Source organism: Flavobacterium sp. (genome assembly GCF_035292545.1).
GTDB lineage: Bacteria > Bacteroidota > Bacteroidia > Flavobacteriales > Flavobacteriaceae > Flavobacterium.
Genome location: NZ_DATDPV010000032.1, coordinates 1 through 18850, shown reverse-complemented (window position 1 = coordinate 18850; position 18850 = coordinate 1). Strand labels below are relative to the sequence as shown.

Here is an 18850-nt window from a genome sequence, read left to right as displayed (position 1 = left end):
ATTATTTTATTAAAATGCTTTTAAATTTCACGATGTTTTTAAGTGCCATTCCGGTTCCACGAACTACAGCTCTTAATGGATCTTCGGCAATATAAACAGGTAAATCTGTTTTTTGAGAAATTCTTTTATCTAAACCTCTTAACATTGATCCTCCACCAGCAAGATAAATTCCGGTATTGTAAATATCAGCAGCTAATTCCGGTGGTGTTTGAGATAATGTTTCCATTACCGCATCTTCAATCCTTTGAATCGATTTGTCTAATGCTTTAGCGATTTCTCTATAAGAAACATCTACTTGTTTTGGTTTACCGGTCAATAAATCACGACCTTGAACTGACATGTCTTCTGGTGGTGTTTCTAAATCTTCCAAAGCGGCTCCAATAGTAATTTTTATTTTTTCTGCAGTACTTTCTCCAACATATAAATTGTGCTGGGTACGCATGTAATATATAATATCATTTGTAAAAACGTCACCCGCAATTTTCACAGATTTGTCGCAAACAATTCCTCCAAGAGCAATTACGGCAATTTCGGTAGTTCCACCACCAATATCCACAATCATGTTTCCTTTTGGTTGCATAATGTCGATACCGATACCAATCGCTGCTGCCATTGGTTCGTGAATCAAATACACTTCTTTTCCGTTTACTCTTTCACAAGATTCTTTTACGGCACGCATTTCCACTTCGGTAATACCGGAAGGAATACAAACCACCATACGAAGGGCAGGAGTGAACATTCTTTTCTTTAATGCCGGTATGCTTTTGATAAACAAGCTGATCATTTTTTCCGAAGCATCAAAATCGGCAATAACCCCATCTTTTAAAGGCCTAATGGTTTTAATGTTTTCATGTGTTTTACCCTGCATCATACTTGCTTCTTTTCCTACAGCAATTATTTTACCAGATATCCTGTCACGAGCAACTATTGATGGACTATCAATAACAACTTTGTCATTGTGAATGATTAGTGTATTAGCGGTACCAAGGTCTATCGCAATATCCTCGGTCATGAAATCAAAAAATCCCATAAGTTTTTTAAGGGTTTAATTATGTTATAAAAATTTAACGTACAAAGTTAATCAAATTAATGTTTGAAATGACGCGTTCCAGTAAATACCATTGCAACTTTATTTTCATTGCAATAATTAATACTCAATTCATCTTTTATGGAACCTCCAGGCTGAATAACAGCTGTAATTCCGGCGTTTTTTGCAATCTCCACACAATCAGGGAAAGGGAAAAATGCATCACTTGCCATCACGGCGCCATGTAAATCAAAACCAAACGTATTAGCTTTTTCAATAGCTTGCTTCAAAGCATCTACTCTTGAAGTTTGTCCTGTTCCGGAAGCGATTAATGTTTTATTTTTTGCAAAAACAATCGTATTCGATTTTGTGTTCTTACAAATTTTTGAAGCAAACAACAAATCTTCAATTTCTTGGGAAGTAGGGGCTGTTGTAGTAACGGTTTTTAGGTCTTCTTTATTGTCTGTTCTAGTATTTTTATCCTGAACTAAAATTCCGTTTAAGCAGGTTCTTACCTGTTTTTGAGGTAATTCCACTTCTTTTTGAACTAAAATAATTCTGTTTTTCTTTTCAGATAAAATAGAAATTGCAGCTGCGTCATAACTTGGAGCAATTACCACTTCACAAAATAATAGGTTTATTTCTTTTGCGGTTTCTTCATCAATATTAGCATTTGCAATCAAAACACCACCAAAAGCAGAAGTCGGGTCGCCAGCCAAAGCATCAAGATAAGCTTGTTTCATCGTGCTTCTTGTTGCAAGACCACAAGCATTATTGTGTTTCAGAATAGCAAAAGTAGGATCTTCATTTTTAAACTCTAAAATCAAATTTACTGAGGCATCCACATCTAATAAATTGTTATAAGACAATTCTTTTCCGTGCAATTTGGTAAACATCGCATCAAAATCACCAAAGAAAAATCCTTTTTGATGTGGGTTTTCGCCATATCTCAATATTTGTCCGTTGGCAATGCTTTCTTTATAATAAGTTTCGTCGGTATTAAAATAATTGAAAATCGCCGTATCGTAATGTGATGAAACATGAAAAGCTTTCGTGGCAAATAATTTTCTGTTTTCTAAGGTAGTTGAGCCATTTTGATTGGTAATCAAATCTAAAAGCATACCATATTGATTAACCGAAGCAACGATTACGGTATCTTTGAAATTTTTTGCGGCAGCGCGAATTAATGAAATCCCGCCAATATCTATTTTTTCGATAATATCAGATTCCGAAGCACCTGAAGCCACCGTTTTTTCAAAAGGATATAAATCAACAATCACTAAATCAATTTGTGGAATATTGAATTCTTCCATTTGCTGCACATCGCTTTCATTATCCTGACGGTTTAAAATACCGCCAAAGATTTTAGGGTGCAATGTTTTTACACGACCGCCAAGGATAGAAGGGTAAGAAGTTACATCTTCAACCGCAACTACAGGAATTCCTATGTTTTTGATGAAATCTTCGGTTCCGCCTGTTGAGTAAAGTGTTACATTTTGCTCGTGTAGTTTACGAACAATCGGTTCCAAACCTTCTTTTGAAAAGACTGAAATTAACGCAGATTGAATTGTTTTTGTTGTGTTCATTGTGTAGTTGTGTTTAAAGTTGCAAAAGTAGTTCTTAATGTGAAATATTCCCAATTTGAAAATAAGATAATTCAATAAATTTCAACACTATAGTTACTTACTATCCAGGAACAAATTTTTATTAGGTTTTTGAAAAAAAAATATAGAATTTTACGCAACTTATATTTTATTCTTATGGTAGTTTACCTACGTTTACTGAAAGAGAGTTTTAGTTTTGCCATGAATGCGTTACGCAATAATAAATTGCGAACCTTACTTTCGCTATTAGGCGTAACTATTGGGATTTTTTCGATTATTGCTGTGCTTGCCGCTGTAGATTCTTTGGACAGAAAAATCAAAAAAGATTTGAGCAGTTTGGATAAAAATACTATTTATTTAATGCGTTTTTCTTTTGGGCCATCAGAAATCCCGCAATGGAAAAGAGAACAATTTCCGGATGTCAAATATGATGAATATGAATATTTAAAAAACGCTTTGAACAATACGGAGCAGTTGTGTTTCCAAATGTTTACGAACAATCAATCCATAAAATTCGATGCGAAAACAGTAAGTGACGTAAGCGTGGTTCCGGCTTCGTACGAACTTATAGACATACAAGGCCTTGAGTTTGACGAGGGTCGATTTTATAATGAGTCAGAATCCAATTCAGGAACACCTGTAATTGTTTTGGGTTACGAAATTGCAAAAGGTCTTTTTGAAGATAGCGATCCCATAGGGAAGACTGTTCGTTTGTATGGACAAAAGTTGACCGTTGTGGGTATTTTAAAAAAACAGGGAGCAGGAATGTTTGGGGATAGTAATGATACTTCCGCTTTTTTGCCGGTTAATTTTATAAGACGTTTGTATGGTGATAATAATGAAATGATGACACCGGTTATTCTTATAAAACCGGAAAAAGGGATTGATATGGAGGCTTTTAAAGCCGAATTGGCTCAAAAATTAAGAAGCTATCGTGGAATGAAAACTGGCGAAATCGATAATTTTTTCATTAATGTTTTATCTGGATTTACTGATTTGATTGATGGAATTATCAGTCAAATGAATATGGTCGGATGGATTATCAGCGGTTTTTCATTGCTTGTGGGCGGTTTTGGGATTGCCAATATCATGTTTGTTTCGGTAAAAGAGCGAACCAATTTAATTGGAATTCAAAAATCATTAGGCGCCAAAAACAGATTTATCTTATTTCAATTTTTGTTTGAGGCCGTTATATTGTCTGTTTTTGGGGGAATTATTGGATTGTTTTTAGTTTGGATTATTTCAATTATTCTAACGAATGTATTGGAGTTCGAATTTGTTTTAGGAATTGGAAATGTCCTTTTAGGAACAGGTTTGGCCGCTTTAATCGGGTTAGTTTCCGGGATTTTACCTGCTATTTCCGCTTCCAGATTAGATCCTGTGGAAGCCATTAGAACGGGAATGTAATCTTTCAATAAATGAAATTTTTCCTTTAAAAAAAGCCATAAAAAAATCCCGACGAATCGGGATTTTTTATTTATCTGACAGGCTGATCTAAAATCAAATCCAGGTATAAATTTATTTTGTCTTTCAGCTCTTTTCTAGGAGTGATAAAATCGAGGAAACCATGTTCTAAAACAAATTCCGCGGTTTGGAAACCTTCCGGCAAGTCTTTTCCGGTAGTGTCTTTTACCACTCGGGGCCCTGCAAAACCAATTAAGGCGCCGGGTTCAGAAATGTTTACATCACCAAGCATTGCGTAAGATGCCGTTGTTCCTCCGGTTGTCGGATCGGTACAAAGCGAAATATATGGGATTTTTGCTTCCGCCAATTGCGCTAATTTTACAGACGTTTTTGCCAATTGCATTAATGAATAAGCGGCTTCCATCATTCTGGCTCCACCAGATTTGGATATCATCACAAAAGGAATGTTGTTTTTTATGGAATAATCAATGCCACGGGCAATTTTTTCTCCCACAACCGCTCCCATAGAACCGCCAATAAAAGCGAAATCCATGCAACAAACCACTAAATCGTTTCCTTTGGATTTTCCAACACCTGTACGAACCGCATCTTTCAATTTGGTTTTTTCCATGGCATCTCTCAAACGATCCGAATATTTTTTGGTATCCACAAAATGCAAGGGATCTTTTGATGTCATTTTGGCATCCAGTTCCTTAAATTCATTGTCGTCAAATAATATTTCGAAATATTCTTTACTTCCAATTCTAACATGAAAACCATCCTCCGGGCTAACCCAAAGGTTTCTGGCCAACTCATCTGCATCAATAATTTTTCCTGTTGGGGATTTATACCACAATCCTTTAGGAACATCTTTCTTGTCCTCTGTTGCGGTGGTAATTCCTTTTTCTGTTCTTTTAAACCAAGACATATTTTTTAGTTATAAGTTAGAGTTATGAGTAATAAGTTATGATTGTTTCGAGAACAATTAATGACTTATAACTCATAATTTACAATGTGTTTACGTTATTCAAATCTGCGAAAGCTTTTGCTAATCGGGTATTAAAAGTCAATTCGCCTTCACGAACCCATCTTCTTGGGTCATAATATTTTTTGTTAGGCAATTCAGCACCTTCCGGATTTCCAATTTGAGTTTTTAAATAGTCGATGTTTTTAACAATATAATCGCGAACACCTTCTGTGAAAGCAAACTGCAAATCGGTATCAATATTCATTTTGATTACGCCATAACCAATGGCTTCTCTGATTTCTTCTATTGTAGATCCTGAACCTCCGTGAAAAACAAAATCAACAGGATTAGGTCCTGTATTGAATTTTTGTTGCACATACTCTTGAGAATTTTTTAATATTTTCGGAGTCAATTTTACATTTCCTGGTTTGTAAACACCATGAACATTTCCGAAAGCTGCTGCAATGGTAAAACGAGGGCTTATTTTTAGCAATTCCTCATACGCATAAGCAACTTCGTCGGGCTGTGTGTATAATTTTGAACTGTCTACATCCGAGTTGTCTACACCATCTTCCTCCCCACCTGTAATTCCAAGCTCGATTTCCAAGGTCATGCCCATTTTGCTCATTCTCTTTAGATATCCTTTACAAAGTTCAATATTTTCTTCTATTGGCTCTTCCGATAAATCAATCATGTGAGAACTATAAAGTGGTTTTCCGGTTTCGGCAAAATGTTTTTCGCTGGCATCAAGTAAACCATCAATCCATGGTAATAATTTTTTTGCACAATGATCGGTATGAAGAATTACGGTTGCGCCATAAGCTTCGGCCAAAGTGTGAATGTGTTTTGCTCCGGCGATACCGCCTAAAATTGCGGCTTTCTCATTTTCATTAGACAAGCCTTTACCGGCGTTAAAGATACAACCTCCATTAGAAAACTGAATGATAACAGGGGCATTAAGTTTTGCCGCAGTTTCCATAACACCATTTACAGTGCTGGAACCCGTAACATTTATGGCAGGAAGCGCAAATCCTTTTTCTTTAGCATATCTAAAAATTTCCTGAACCTGATCTCCAGTTGCAACGCCTGGTTTTATATTGTGAGCCATTGTGTCTTTATTTAAAAGTTAGAGGATACAAAAATAATAATTTATAAAATTAGAACGGATAATTAATTCCAATATTTAAGACAGAGTGGCCAAAATTATATTCTCGGAACCATCTCTTGCCAACTTCCTCCGCGGGATTATAGGTTTTGAATCCAAAATCAAGTCTCACAACAAAAAAGTTGAAATCATATCGAAAACCAAAACCGGAGCCAATAGCACTATTTTCTAAAGATTTTAAACCAGAAAAAACCGATTTTTCATCTTCAACATTGTCAAAAACATTCCAAATATTTCCTGCATCGACAAAAACTGCCCCGTTCAGAGAACCAAAAAGATTGAATCGAAGTTCGGTACTAAGCGCAAGTTTCAGGTTGGCTTCGTTGAAATCATTGATTGCACCACTGCTTCCCGGGCCTAAGCCATAGGATGTCCAGGCTCTATTGTCATTGGAACCACCGGCAAAATAACTTCTGGAAAAAGGAATATTGTCCGAATTTCCATATGGAATTGCAATGCCAACGAAGCTTCGCATGGCGAGTATCTTTTTTCGTTTTAAATCCCAATGTCTGATAAACTCGAATTCGGTTTTTACGTATTGAGAATATTCGACATCAAAGATAGTTTTGTTGCCATTTTCATTTTTTTCCTGTTTTGAAATAACTGCAAGGAGCGATAAAAAGTTACCTGCGGATTCAACTTTGGTTTTGAAACTATAGAAATCATTATCAGTCAAATCGGTTTTTGACGTTTTAGTGTACCCGTAACTTGACGCGAAAATCAAGTTGTTTTCGGTTAATCGTCGTCTTCTTTCTTCAATACTTTTGATAGTTCTGAAATCATCGACACTATATGAACTTGGATCTGATAACACATCGTTGGTAAAACCCATAGTTCCTTCTTCTATAATTAGATTATTATTGATGGTGTCAAAATAGTCTGGATTCACGACGTAGTTATGTGCCAATGTGTTCAATACACTATAGGAAGATTGATATACATTAAAGTAATTCCCTGTATTTACATTTTTTACATATTGAATATTGAAAAGATCAAAACGGGCAGTTATGTTTCTTTTAGGATTCCAATTATAACTCATCGAACTGGTGAAATTCTCTTTGTCAAGACCGATATTCTTTTGTTTCGCATAACCAACACCCAAAATGGTAGACGGAATCATGTTTTTAGGAATGATTTTTTCGGTTTTGAAAGGGAAAAAAATTCTCGGAAAATTCAATTTCATATCGAAACCATATTCTGAGACATTAAAAAAGTTGTCATTTGGATTGGCTAAAGCTTTTGAGGAACCAATATTTCCTCTTGCGGCAATTTCTAAAGTTTCCGCACCTCTAAAAATATTCCGTATCGAGAGAGAGGTATTTCCTGAAATCCCAAAATCCTGAATGGCCGAATGTGTAAAATCCAGAGCGGCGCCCAGACTGTATTTTTTTCTTGGCGTTAGATGAATATTAGCAATGAGCGAATTTGTAATAGTATCTCTAGTGTCGATACTATACTGAATCGAAGGATAATTGAAAACCCTCAGATTGCTTAAATATCTTGAAGTTAAAGTGGTTCTGAAATCTGCAAACACACTTCCTTTAGTGATAAAAACGGCATCGGTAATGGCTCTTGGTCTGTATTTATTTTTTGCAGAACTGTATATATTAAAATTTTTATAGGTCGTACTGTCGGTGGTTTTGGCTTTAATATCAGTATAAATATTTACTTCGCTAATTTTATAAATTTTAAAAGGAACAGTATTGGTAGTGTCACCTTCTCTAAAAGAATAATCTTCAATAATTAAATCTATGTTAGCTTTATTTGCCGTGTTCAGCGTATCAATATTATAATTGATAAAGTTTTGCTGAAAATGAAAAACCCCGTTGTTTCTGAAATTTGTGGTGATTCGGCTTCTCTCGGCATCCAAATCATCTTTTTTGTATTGATTTCCTGTTTTCAGAAAGGTCAGATGTTTTTTTGTTTTGTATATCGAATCTAAAGCGGGTGTGCTAATTTTTGTATTTATTGTATCAAGAAAAAACGGATTTCCAGTTATAACTGAATATTTGATTTCTCCTTTTTTTGCACTTAATGAATCTATTCTGTAAGCTACCTTGTTGCTAAAATAACCTCTGTTGAAATAATATGATTTTAATCGAAGCGCTGATTTTTTAGTACTTTTTTCATCAATAATCACAGGAGGTTCTCCTGTTTTTTTAAGGAAATTATGAATCCCGGCATACCAAAAAGATTTGCCTAATCGATCGACTTGTTTTTTGGATAACCATTTCGCTTTTCGTTTATACTTCTCTGGGTTTTTGATGAATTTTGCTTTGTATATAGAATCTGGATTTTTTTTAGCCAGATTATATAAATTCAATCGCAATCGGTATCCAAAAATGGAACTATTGGGTTTTTGATACAATTGATCAGCAACATCGTCGTCTTTTTCTTTTTTTTCATTCACAAAAATTCTATTCTTTGTGAGAAGTTGTTTCCCGTCCGGAACTCTTTTTACAGCGTTACATGCAGAGATAATTATTCCAATTAGAATAAATAATGATATTTTTGTAGCTACGTTTCTCAAGTGTTGTGGAATATTTAATTCAAAAGTACATTATTTCTATGGTTACAAAAAACCAAATAAAACTAATAACGAGTTTACAGCAAAAAAAATATCGCCAAGCACATCAATTATTTTTCGCCGAAGGTGTAAAAGGGATTCAGGAGTTGTTGCAATCTAATTTTGAACTGGAACATTTGTATGCAACTGAAATGCTTTTTAATGAAGTTGATCCTGCGAAAAAAACGATTATCAGCGAGAGTGATTTAAAGAAAATTAGTGCTTTAGCAACAGCTAATAATTGTTTGGCTGTTTTTAAAATTCCAAAAGAAAAACCGATTACAGAAAATGGATTAATAGTTGCGCTTGATGATATTCGCGATCCTGGAAATCTGGGAACGATTATGAGATTATGCGATTGGTTTGGAATTTCACAATTAGTATGTTCCGAACAAACCGTGGATATTTATAATCCAAAAGTAGTCCAGGCGACCATGGGTTCCATAGCAAGAGTAAATGTAAATTATGTCGATTTAGAAACTTTTATTCAGAAAACCACATTGCCAGTTTTTGGGACTTTTATGGATGGAAAAAATATTTATGCAGAAGTTTTACCCAAAGAAGGAATCATTGTCATGGGTAATGAAGGCAACGGAATTTCTCAAAGTATTGAAAAATTGATAAAAAACAGATTGACCATTCCAAGATTTGGTGATTTGCAACAAACCGAAAGTTTAAACGTAGCAACGGCAACAGCTATTATTTTGAGTGAATTTAGAAGAGGAAATTAATTTCCCTTTAATGAAAGGTAAAATTAATTAAGACCGCTCTCGTTTTCATAGACTCAATATTTGAAGTCCATGGACTATTTGGGTCATTGTCCCGAATGAGTTCATCTTTTAGTCCGAATACGCCTCTGATTGATGGGGAAAACTTGAAATATTCAAAATAAAAATCAACACCAAAACCCAATTCATAATTGCTGGTCCACTGTTTCACTCTAAATCGTTGTTCCAGATTATCGTCTTTTGATTTTGAATTACTGCCTAAATTAAGTGTTGTCGAAACTCCACCAACCAGAAAAGGTCTAACATTTCCAGTTCTAAGCGAGGTAAATTTCAATAATAATGGAAAATGAATATAAGTCGACCGGACTTCTCTAGAGGCATCGAGTTCACTCACAAAATTAGGGAAGGTAAGATTTCTTTGAGTATAATATAATCCGGGCTCAAATCGTAGATTTATATATTCGTGAAGACGTAAGTCACCTACCAAACCGACATTAAATCCTGTGGTGGTTTCTACTAAAACATCTTTTTGGGTAACGCTTTTATAATCAATCTTAAAGTCATAGGAATTAAATCCCAGAAAATAACCCCAATAGACTCTGTCTTTATCAAAATTTTCGAGATTGATAAGCGGATCTTTACTAAACATACCCTTTTGAGCCTGTCCGTTTAGTGCCAATGAGAACAAAATAAAAACAAACAATTTCTTCATACTATTTTTTTGAAGCCGAATAAATGGTAGCCACACCAAATGTTTGTGGTTTTGCTACAACATCTATAAACCCAATTTTTCTCAAAATATTGTTTAACGCTTCACCATATGGAAAAACAGAGGCTGATTCCGATAAATATTGGTACGCAGAATTGTCTTTCGAAAATAATTTTCCGATTAAGGGCAGAATGTTTTCCGAGTAGAATTTATAGCCTTGTTTAAAAGGTGTTTTCTCCGGAACCGAAGTTTCCAAAATCACAAAAATCCCATTAGGTTTCAAAACACGAAGGATTTCTGATAATCCTTTTTCTAAATTTTCAAAATTACGCACACCAAAAGCAACCGTAATCGCATCGAAAGTATTGTCTTCAAAAGGCATATTTTCCGAATCGGCCAAAATCATTTCTATTTTATCAGCAAGTTTTTTGGCTTCGATTTTTTTTCTTCCTACTTCGAGCATTCCTGCTGAAATGTCTAATCCAATAATTTTTTCGGCATTGGTTTCAGTCATTAAAATTGCCAAATCGCCTGTTCCGGTTGCGATGTCAAGGATTGTTTTCGGATTTGTATCGGCTACTAATTGTAAAACTTTTTTCCGCCATTTAACATCTATTCCAAATGAAATTACTCGATTTAGACCGTCGTAGTTTCCTGAAATCGTGTCGAACATTTGTGCAACTTGTTCTTTTTTTCCTAGGGATGAATTTTTATATGGCGTAATTTTTTCTGACATCTGATTTAATTTGCACAAATATAAACAAAGTATAAATTAGTTTGTGTGTTATAATTCATGAGTTTGAAATGCATGCTAATTATTCATTTGAAAACCCTTCATATCCCTAAATTTAGCGTGGCATCCCTAAATTTAGGGATATGAAAAATCACTATAAATGGGGATTGTATGCCTCGTTTTTATTGTAGAATTTTACAATGTTAAAAACTAATAAATATGGTTATTATGTTATCAAGAGCTAAAACTGAATTTAAATGGGTGCTGTTAGCACTGTTTTTTTCATTTATTCTTGTTAATATTTTTAATAGCAACTTTTTTTCGAGTGATGCTGGGAATATGGTAACGCAAACCCCCTTGGGGTTAAATTTGGTTTTGGAAATTTTGGTTTTTTTTGTCTTTAGTACCTTTGTGGTATTTGGTATTAAAGGTTTTTTTGAGATGTATTCTCAAAAAAGTGCCAATGTTATCATCTTCATTTCTGGAGTAATTTTAGCAACGGTAATTTTTATTTTAAGTTATCAGATTTTGTTTCAAGATTAGGCCATTTCTTCTTATATTGTCTTTTATTAGTTTTAAACATCCTGAATTTTCAGGATGTTTTTTTTATAACTATTTCCTAATGTAAGTCTGGTAACTAAAATCAAATTGGTGTTTTTCATCTTTTGGATGAAATTCCTCTGATACTAAATCCCATTCTCCTATATTGATTTCAGGAAAAAAGGCATCTGCTTCAAAAGTATCATGAACGCGGGTAAGTTCTATTTTGTCAGCAAAAGGGAGACTAATGTTATAAATTTCGCCACCGCCAATGATGAAAACAGCTTCGGTTTTTGGGCAAATTTCAATAGCTGATTCCATGCTGTTTACAACGGTACATCCTTCGGGTTGATAATCTTCTTGCCGAGAAATAACAATATGGGTTCGATTGGGTAAAGGTTTTGGGAAACTCTCAAAGGTTTTTCTTCCCATTATGATATGATGGCCCGAAGTAAGTTGTTTGAAACGCTTGAAATCATCCGGCAAATGCCAAACCAATTCATTGTTTTTTCCAAGCGCGTTGTTTTCGGCTGCGGCCGCAATTAGTATTATCATTTTTTATTTAATTCCGAGGATTTGGAATACATTTTTTTTTTTTTAAATAAGAAAGTAGAAGCAAGGATTTATAAGGTGCTTTTCTCGAAAACCTGTTTTTCTAACTCCTTAATTTTTATTTCTTGTTTAATGACAAGTTTGTCTATTTGACTTCTTTCCCAGTTTTTATTCATAAAACGATCCGTGATATACACCTTTATGAAATGAAGAATAAAAAAGAAAAACCAAGCTGTAGAAGCCCAAAGAAACCAATTGTTTGGTTCTCCAACTTCAATTAATTTATTAGCAATAAACATAAATAAACTCCCAACTAAAAATAAGACAAAATGAAAATAAAGCATTTTTTTTTGCTTTATACGTCTTCTGGCATATTCATATATTTCGTGAGGTGTATTTTCCATAAAGTTTTTAATTTAGCTAAAGATAGGAAAATTGTTTTAAAAATGTTAAAACAATGGTTTTAAAACAATAACATTATTTTTTGTTAAACTAAACCGCTACAGTTCCTTTAATGTGAGCATGTGGTTCATAACCTTCTAATGTGAAATCATCAAAAGTGAAATCGAAAATGTTTTTTACTGCAGGATTTAAAATCATTTTTGGTAATGATTTAGGCGCACGAGATAGCTGTAATTCTAATTGTTCAAAATGGTTGTTGTAGATATGCGCATCCCCAAAAGTATGAATGAATTCGCCCACTTGCAAATCGCAAACTTGTGCAATCATCATTGTAAACAACGCATAGGAGGCAATGTTAAAGGGAACGCCCAGGAAAATATCAGCACTTCGCTGGTATAATTGGCAGGATAATTTTCCGTCTGCAACATAAAACTGAAAGAAAGCGTGACAAGGAGGCAAAGCGGCTTTCCCGTTGGCCACATTTTCTGAAAATGATTTTGTGGTATCAGGCAAAACACTTGGATTCCATGCCGAAACCAACATTCTGCGGCTGTTAGGGTTGTTTTTTAAGGTGTCGATTAATTCGGTAATCTGGTCAATTTCCTCCCCGTTCCAATTTCTCCATTGGTAACCGTAAACAGGACCTAAATCGCCTTTATCATCTGCCCAAGCATCCCAAATTTTAACGCCATTTTCATTTAAATAAGCAATATTAGTGTCGCCTTTTAAGAACCAAAGCAATTCGTAAACAATAGATTTTAAATGCAGCTTTTTAGTGGTTACCATCGGAAAACCGTCATTCAAATCAAAACGCATCTGGTAGCCAAAAACGCTTTTTGTTCCTGTTCCTGTCCGGTCTCCTTTTTGAACGCCGCTGTCTAAAACGTGTTTAACTAAATCTAAATATTGCTTCATTTATGATAATTCGTAAATTTAATAATTCGGTTTTTTGTTAAAATGATTAAACAAGTAACCTAATTAACGAATAAACCCTACGGTTCTCTTTTTGATATTTCGTCTCTAATTTTGGCGGCTTTTTCGTAATCTTCATGCTCCACTGCAGCATCAAGAAGCTCCATCAATTCTGACATGCTGTTTTTGGTGTAGGTTTCTCCGGATTGATTGGTTTCTTCCATCCCGAAAGTTTCAGGATTAGAAAGCACGTCATCAATTTCCTGAGAACCTTTATCGATTTCTAACGGATTCGCTTTTAAAAAGATTCCGGCTTTGTCAAGGATATTTTTATAGGTGAATATAGGCGCGTTAAATCGTAAGGCCAAAGCAATCGCATCCGAAGTTCGGGCGTCGATAATTTCTTCAATTTTATCTCTTTCGCAAATAATACTGGAGTAAAAAACACCATCAACCAGTTTGTGGATAATGACTTGTTTGACTACGATATCAAAACGATCGGCGAAATTTTTGAACAAATCGTGCGTCAAGGGACGAGGCGGCTTTATTTCTTTTTCTAAAGCAATAGCAATAGATTGCGCCTCAAAAGCACCAATGACAATGGGTAATTTTCTGTCGCCATCGACCTCATTCAAAATCAGCGCATAAGCACCATTTTGAGTTTGACTGTACGAAATTCCTTTTATGGTTAATTTTACTAAGCTCATAGTTGCAAAAGTACAAAGTATGTATACAAGGTACAAAACTTTATCGATAAATGTTAAAAAAAAACGCTGTCCAATTCGATTGAATTGGACAGCGTTATATATTTAATTAAAAAGGACTAAGAATTGCTAGCCTTAAATGCTTTTAATTTCTCAATTAATTTAGGAACAATTTCAAAAGCATCGCCAACCACACCATAATCAGCCACCTTAAAGAAAGGTGCTTCAGGATCTGTATTGATAACTACTTTTACTTTCGAAGAGTTGATTCCGGCAATGTGCTGAATCGCTCCGGAGATTCCCACAGCAATATATAAATTTGCCGCAACTGGTTTTCCGGTTTGTCCAACGTGTTCTCCGTGAGGTCTCCATCCTAAATCTGAAACTGGTTTTGAACAAGCAGTCGCTGCTCCAAGAACAGAAGCTAATTCTTCGATCATTGCCCAATTTTCAGGTCCTTTCATTCCACGTCCTGCTGATACCACGATATCAGCATCGGCAATCGTTACTTTTCCTGATGCTTTTTCTACTGATTCCACTTTTACGCCAAAATCATTCTCTCCAATAGTTGGATTGAAATCTTCCTGAGTTAAAGTTGATCCGTTTTCAAAAACACCGTAAGAGTTTTTAGCTAAGCTTAATACTTTTACTTCAGTTGAAATTTCAGTAATGTTGAAGGCTTTGTTCGAAAAAGCATTTCTTTTTACCTGAAAAGGAGATGTGCTCACCGGCAATCCAACTACATTTGAAGCAAAACCTGCCTCAAGTGCCACGGCTACTAATGGAGCCAAGTATAAACTGTCAGTAGTAGAAGACAGTAAAACTAATTTCACGTTTTCTTTTTGAGCCGCTTGTTTGATTACATCAGCGTATGCTTTTGCCGTAAAACCGGATAATTTATCGTTGTTTACTTTTAGAACTTTATCGACACCGTATTTTGATAAATCAGAAGCATCTCCTGCATTTACAGTTACCGCTGTAACGGTTGTTCCTAATGATTCTGCTACTTTTTTTGCATAAGAAGCCAATTCGAAAGCTACTTTCTTGAATTTTCCTTCTGCTGATTCTGCATATATTAATATAGACATGATTTTTTTTAATTTAAAGATTGAAAAATTTAATAATTTAAAGATTTGAAATCCGGATTAAATTACTTTCGCTTCGGTGTGTAATAAATTGATTAACTCGTCCAGATTGTCAGCGCTAATTAATTTCACTGCTGATTTTGGAGCTGGTTTTTCAAATTTCACCGCTTTAGTTTCTGAATTAGCAGCTATTGGCTCAAGAATCGTCAAGACTTTAGTTCTTGCCGTCATAATTCCTCTCATGTTTGGAATTCTCAAATCTTTTTCTTCCACCAATCCTTTTTGACCACCAATAATTAATGGTAAAGTTGTGCTAACGGTTTCTTTTCCACCATCGATTTCTCTTGCTGCTTTTGCAGCAGTTCCATCAACGGTCAGGCTAACGCAAGAATTAAGGAAGTTGTATCCTAAAAGTCCGGCTAACATTCCCGGAACCATTCCACCATTGTAATCCAATGATTCTTTTCCGGCAATGATTAAATCATAACCGCCTGTTTTGATTACTTCGGCCAATTGTTGCGCCACAAAATAACCATCCGTTGGTGTGGCATTGATACGAATTGCTTCGTTAGCGCCAATAGCCAAAGCTTTTCTCAAAGTTGGTTCAGTGTCTGGGCCTCCAACATTCACAACAGTAACCGTCGCGCCTTGTTGCTCTTGAAACCAAATCGCTCTGGTTAAACCAAACTCGTCATTAGGATTAATTACAAACTGTACACCATTGGTATCAAATTGGGAATCACCATTGGTAAAATTAATTTTTGAAGTAGTATCAGGAACGTGACTGATGCAAACTAATATTTTCATTTTTGTATAATTTAAAGGTAAATTTTCAGGGCACTAAATTAGTAATTTATTTTTACAAAAAAAGCTATGCATGCATAATATATTTTATTTTTCACGACATTTTTAGCCCGGATAGCAGCGGCATCCTTCCTGTGGCTTCTTTTGCCACAGGAAGATATAGCGGATTCCGAAGCTTCGGGAGGAACAGCTTCTTATTATTTTAAACCAATTTATGCTTTTAAGTGATTTAAAATAATTATTTTTGCTTTTCAAAATACAGAGATACATAAAAAGATATGAGAACGATACAATTTAGAGAGGCAATTTGCGAAGCGATGAGTGAAGAAATGCGTCGTGATGAGTCCGTATATTTAATGGGTGAAGAAGTGGCGGAATACAACGGTGCTTACAAAGCTTCTAAAGGAATGCTGGACGAATTCGGACCAAAAAGAGTCATTGACACGCCAATCGCAGAACTTGGTTTTGCAGGAATTGCTGTTGGTTCTGCCATGAACGGCTGCCGACCAATTGTAGAGTATATGACATTCAACTTTTCTTTGGTTGGAATCGATCAAATTATCAATAACGCAGCAAAAATGCGTCAAATGTCAGCGGGGCAATTCCCGATGCCAATGGTTTTTAGAGGCCCAACGGCTTCTGCGGGACAATTGGGAGCAACACACTCGCAAGCTTTCGAAAACTGGTTTGCTAACACACCTGGTTTGAAAGTGGTGGTGCCATCAACAGTTTACGATGCAAAAGGATTGTTGAAAGCGGCTATCCGTGATAATGACCCTGTTATTTTCATGGAATCAGAACAAATGTATGGTGATAAAGGAGAAGTTCCGGAGGGAGATTATATCATTCCGCTTGGAGTTGCCGATATCAAGCGTGCAGGAACTGATGTGACGATTGTTTCTTTTGGTAAAATTATCAAAGAAGCACATCACGCAGCGGAAGAATTAGCCAAAGAAGGAATTTCCTGTGAAATTATTGATTTGAGAACCGTTCGTCCAATGGATTATGAAACGATTTTGACTTCAGTAAGAAAAACAAACAGATTGGTAGTTCTTGAGGAAGCCTGGCCTTTTGCCAGTGTAGCTTCTGAAATTACGTATGTCGTTCAGGAACGCGCTTTTGATTTCCTGGATGCACCAATTCAAAGAATTACTACTGCTGACACGCCAGCGCCTTATTCGCCAACTTTATTGAAAGAGTGGTTGCCTAACGCAAATGATGTCATCAAAGCGGTTAAAAAAGTGATGTATAAAAAATAGATTTGTCTGATTAACGGAGAAATTCAACAATCGATAAATCAAACAATCTAATTACTATATTTGAAACTTCATCATAAACTTAAATTTGATGAAGTTTTTTTTTTGACTTATGAAAAAGAAAATATTTTTAGGATTACTATTGATGCTGACCAATTTTATTTTGGCACAAACCAAAGTGAGCGGTATTGTTGTAGACAATGAAAACAATCCTGTTCCGTTCGCAAATGTCATCTTTAAAGGCTCGCAAGAAGGAATTGTGACCAATGAAGACGGCCGTTTCTATATTGAATCCCAAAAAACATATACGGCAATAATTGTTTCTTTTGCTGGTTTTGAAACCAAAGAAGTTCCTCTGCCCAAAGCGGTTAATTACGATTTTACGGTTAAAATAAGTGACGGGGAAAAACTGAAAGAAGTTGTTATTTTTGCAGGGAAAACCTCTAAAAAGAGCAATCCTGCGTTGGATATTTTGAGAAAAATCTGGGAAAGAAAACGCAAAAATGGTTTGAAGATGTTCAATCAATACCAAATGGAGAAGTATGAAAAAGTGGAATTTGACATCAATACCATCGATAGTGCTTACATGAAAAGTAAGCTTTTCAAAGGGATGGAATTCATTTTCAAACAGGTTGATACTTCAGAAGTCACCGGAAAAACTTATTTACCCATTTTCATCAATGAAGCGCTTTCCAATGTATATGGAGACAACGTAAAAGGGAAAGTCAAAGAGATTTTGAAAGCTAATAAAAATTCTGGTTTTAATTCCAATCAACAAATCATTGCTTTTGTAAAAGACCTTTATAATGAATACGATATTTATGATAACTATCTTAAATTCTACGATAAAAGTTTTACCAGTCCATTGTCCAAAACAGGAATTGATGTCTATAATTATGTGCTGAGAGACAGTTCATTCATAGATAAAAAATGGTGTTATAATATTGTTTTTTATCCAAGACGTAAAAACGAACTGACTTTCAAAGGGGATTTTTGGGTAAATGACACCACGTTTGCTATCAAAAATATTAATATGGCAGTGACTAAAAGTGCCAATATCAACTGGGTAAAAGACATTTATATAGAACAGGAATTTGAGGTATTGAATGATTCGGTTTTTCTGCTAAAAAGAGATTATATGATGTCCGATTTTGCTTTTAACAAAAAAGAAAAATCAAGAGGATTATATGGAAAGAGAACCACTCTTTTTCAAAATCATCAGTTTAATATCAAAAGACCGGATAATTTCTACAAAGCGGAAGTTAATAATCAGGATGCTACTGTTTACGAACGTTCAAAAGAATTTTGGGAAGAAAACCGATTTGAAGCGCTGAACAAAGACGAGGCTGGCGTTTATAAAATGCTGGACACGTTGCAAACCAATAAAAAGTTCAGGCAGATTTTCGACTTAGTGACTATTTTAGGAAGTGGCTACATTCCAAAAGGACATTTTGATTATGGACCGATATTTTCAACCATTGGATACAATGAGGTCGAAGGGCTCCGATTGCGTACCGGAGGAAGAACTTATTTTGGAATGAATGACCTTTGGCGTGTGCAAGGGTATACTGCTTATGGATTTAAAGATGATAAATTCAAATACGGATTTTCGGGAAAATGGCTGATTGACCTAAAAAGCAGAATCATGATTTCCGGAGGAAATCGAAGAGATATCGAACAAATTGGCGCAGC

At 35.2% G+C, this 18850-nt stretch carries 18 protein-coding genes; 5 read left to right on the top strand and 13 right to left on the bottom strand.

Features of this window, described 5'->3' with window-relative positions:
* Position 1: 1 nt before the first annotated feature.
* Entirely contained in the window at positions 2-1030 is a 1029-nt protein-coding gene (locus VI621_RS04860; protein WP_324217256.1) for a rod shape-determining protein, read from the bottom strand.
* A gap of 56 nt (positions 1031-1086) precedes the next feature.
* On the bottom strand, positions 1087-2613 hold the full coding sequence (gene purH / locus VI621_RS04855) for a bifunctional phosphoribosylaminoimidazolecarboxamide formyltransferase/IMP cyclohydrolase (protein WP_324217255.1): 1527 nt from the start codon (positions 2611-2613) through the stop codon (positions 1087-1089).
* Between the two features lie 174 nt (positions 2614-2787).
* Between purH and VI621_RS04850 the strand changes: the two genes are divergently transcribed.
* Positions 2788-4038: an ABC transporter permease gene (locus VI621_RS04850; protein WP_324217254.1), complete on the top strand. Its 1251-nt coding sequence runs from the start codon at positions 2788-2790 to the stop codon at positions 4036-4038.
* 70 nt (positions 4039-4108) lie between these two features.
* On the opposite strand, the gene accD is transcribed toward VI621_RS04850, so the two are convergent.
* The 3 genes from accD to VI621_RS04835 all read right to left on the bottom strand — a co-directional run bounded on the left by accD (position 4109) and on the right by VI621_RS04835 (position 8697).
* Positions 4109-4963, bottom strand: coding sequence for an acetyl-CoA carboxylase, carboxyltransferase subunit beta (gene accD, locus VI621_RS04845; RefSeq protein WP_324217253.1), 855 nt, complete (start codon positions 4961-4963; stop codon positions 4109-4111).
* Positions 4964-5042: 79 nt separating this feature from the next.
* A complete protein-coding gene (gene fbaA, locus VI621_RS04840) occupies positions 5043-6110 on the bottom strand; it encodes a class II fructose-bisphosphate aldolase (RefSeq protein ID WP_324217252.1) in 1068 nt (355 codons plus the stop codon).
* Positions 6111-6159: 49 nt separating this feature from the next.
* Positions 6160-8697 carry a BamA/TamA family outer membrane protein gene (locus VI621_RS04835; RefSeq protein ID WP_324217251.1) on the bottom strand — a complete coding sequence of 846 codons (2538 nt, stop codon included), beginning with the start codon at positions 8695-8697 and terminating at the stop codon, positions 6160-6162.
* Between the two features lie 38 nt (positions 8698-8735).
* Here VI621_RS04835 and VI621_RS04830 point away from each other — a divergent pair, with 38 nt between their 5' ends.
* Complete coding sequence (locus VI621_RS04830; protein WP_324217250.1) at positions 8736-9464, top strand: RNA methyltransferase; 729 nt, start codon at positions 8736-8738, stop codon at positions 9462-9464.
* A 7-nt stretch (positions 9465-9471) separates the two neighbouring features.
* Here the strand turns inward: VI621_RS04830 and VI621_RS04825 are convergent, their stop codons facing one another.
* The gene (locus VI621_RS04825; RefSeq protein ID WP_324217249.1) at positions 9472-10173 is read right to left on the bottom strand and encodes a porin family protein; all 702 of its coding nucleotides are present in this window, start codon (positions 10171-10173) and stop codon (positions 9472-9474) included.
* A gap of 1 nt (position 10174) precedes the next feature.
* Entirely contained in the window at positions 10175-10906 is a 732-nt protein-coding gene (gene ubiE / locus VI621_RS04820) for a bifunctional demethylmenaquinone methyltransferase/2-methoxy-6-polyprenyl-1,4-benzoquinol methylase UbiE (protein WP_324217248.1), read from the bottom strand.
* Positions 10907-11131: 225 nt separating this feature from the next.
* Between ubiE and VI621_RS04815 the strand changes: the two genes are divergently transcribed.
* Positions 11132-11446: a hypothetical protein gene (locus VI621_RS04815; protein ID WP_324217247.1), complete on the top strand. Its 315-nt coding sequence runs from the start codon at positions 11132-11134 to the stop codon at positions 11444-11446.
* A gap of 69 nt (positions 11447-11515) precedes the next feature.
* Here the strand turns inward: VI621_RS04815 and VI621_RS04810 are convergent, their stop codons facing one another.
* From VI621_RS04810 to VI621_RS04785, 6 genes are all read right to left on the bottom strand, one after another.
* Positions 11516-11998, bottom strand: a complete 483-nt coding sequence (locus VI621_RS04810) for a dihydrofolate reductase (protein ID WP_324217246.1) — start codon at positions 11996-11998, stop codon at positions 11516-11518.
* 68 nt (positions 11999-12066) lie between these two features.
* A complete protein-coding gene (locus VI621_RS04805; protein ID WP_324217245.1) occupies positions 12067-12399 on the bottom strand; it encodes a 2TM domain-containing protein in 333 nt (110 codons plus the stop codon).
* A gap of 88 nt (positions 12400-12487) precedes the next feature.
* Positions 12488-13312: a thymidylate synthase gene (locus tag VI621_RS04800; RefSeq protein WP_324217244.1), complete on the bottom strand. Its 825-nt coding sequence runs from the start codon at positions 13310-13312 to the stop codon at positions 12488-12490.
* Between the two features lie 77 nt (positions 13313-13389).
* Complete coding sequence (locus tag VI621_RS04795; protein ID WP_324217243.1) at positions 13390-14016, bottom strand: bifunctional nuclease family protein; 627 nt, start codon at positions 14014-14016, stop codon at positions 13390-13392.
* Positions 14017-14132: 116 nt separating this feature from the next.
* Positions 14133-15101, bottom strand: coding sequence for an electron transfer flavoprotein subunit alpha/FixB family protein (locus tag VI621_RS04790; RefSeq protein ID WP_324217242.1), 969 nt, complete (start codon positions 15099-15101; stop codon positions 14133-14135).
* Positions 15102-15158: 57 nt separating this feature from the next.
* Positions 15159-15905 (bottom strand): electron transfer flavoprotein subunit beta/FixA family protein, encoded by a 747-nt coding sequence (locus tag VI621_RS04785; protein WP_324217241.1) that lies wholly within the window; start codon positions 15903-15905, stop codon positions 15159-15161.
* Positions 15906-16180: 275 nt separating this feature from the next.
* Here VI621_RS04785 and VI621_RS04780 point away from each other — a divergent pair, with 275 nt between their 5' ends.
* Both VI621_RS04780 and VI621_RS04775 read left to right on the top strand, forming a co-directional pair.
* A complete protein-coding gene (locus tag VI621_RS04780; RefSeq protein ID WP_324217240.1) occupies positions 16181-17161 on the top strand; it encodes a pyruvate dehydrogenase complex E1 component subunit beta in 981 nt (326 codons plus the stop codon).
* Between the two features lie 109 nt (positions 17162-17270).
* Positions 17271-18850: DUF5686 and carboxypeptidase-like regulatory domain-containing protein (locus tag VI621_RS04775; RefSeq protein WP_324217239.1), on the top strand; the 1580-nt coding region annotated here is incomplete at its 3' end.

Coding starts and splice junctions, on each gene's coding strand:
- VI621_RS04860 (WP_324217256.1), bottom strand. CDS start 1,030: ATGGGATTTTTTGATTTCATGACCGAGGATATTGCGATAGACCTTGGT.
- purH (WP_324217255.1), bottom strand. CDS start 2,613: ATGAACACAACAAAAACAATTCAATCTGCGTTAATTTCAGTCTTTTCA.
- VI621_RS04850 (WP_324217254.1), top strand. CDS start 2,788: ATGGTAGTTTACCTACGTTTACTGAAAGAGAGTTTTAGTTTTGCCATG.
- accD (WP_324217253.1), bottom strand. CDS start 4,963: ATGTCTTGGTTTAAAAGAACAGAAAAAGGAATTACCACCGCAACAGAG.
- fbaA (WP_324217252.1), bottom strand. CDS start 6,110: ATGGCTCACAATATAAAACCAGGCGTTGCAACTGGAGATCAGGTTCAG.
- VI621_RS04830 (WP_324217250.1), top strand. CDS start 8,736: ATGGTTACAAAAAACCAAATAAAACTAATAACGAGTTTACAGCAAAAA.
- VI621_RS04825 (WP_324217249.1), bottom strand. CDS start 10,173: ATGAAGAAATTGTTTGTTTTTATTTTGTTCTCATTGGCACTAAACGGA.
- ubiE (WP_324217248.1), bottom strand. CDS start 10,906: ATGTCAGAAAAAATTACGCCATATAAAAATTCATCCCTAGGAAAAAAA.
- VI621_RS04815 (WP_324217247.1), top strand. CDS start 11,132: ATGTTATCAAGAGCTAAAACTGAATTTAAATGGGTGCTGTTAGCACTG.
- VI621_RS04810 (WP_324217246.1), bottom strand. CDS start 11,998: ATGATAATACTAATTGCGGCCGCAGCCGAAAACAACGCGCTTGGAAAA.
- VI621_RS04805 (WP_324217245.1), bottom strand. CDS start 12,399: ATGGAAAATACACCTCACGAAATATATGAATATGCCAGAAGACGTATA.
- VI621_RS04800 (WP_324217244.1), bottom strand. CDS start 13,312: ATGAAGCAATATTTAGATTTAGTTAAACACGTTTTAGACAGCGGCGTT.
- VI621_RS04795 (WP_324217243.1), bottom strand. CDS start 14,016: ATGAGCTTAGTAAAATTAACCATAAAAGGAATTTCGTACAGTCAAACT.
- VI621_RS04790 (WP_324217242.1), bottom strand. CDS start 15,101: ATGTCTATATTAATATATGCAGAATCAGCAGAAGGAAAATTCAAGAAA.
- VI621_RS04785 (WP_324217241.1), bottom strand. CDS start 15,905: ATGAAAATATTAGTTTGCATCAGTCACGTTCCTGATACTACTTCAAAA.
- VI621_RS04780 (WP_324217240.1), top strand. CDS start 16,181: ATGAGAACGATACAATTTAGAGAGGCAATTTGCGAAGCGATGAGTGAA.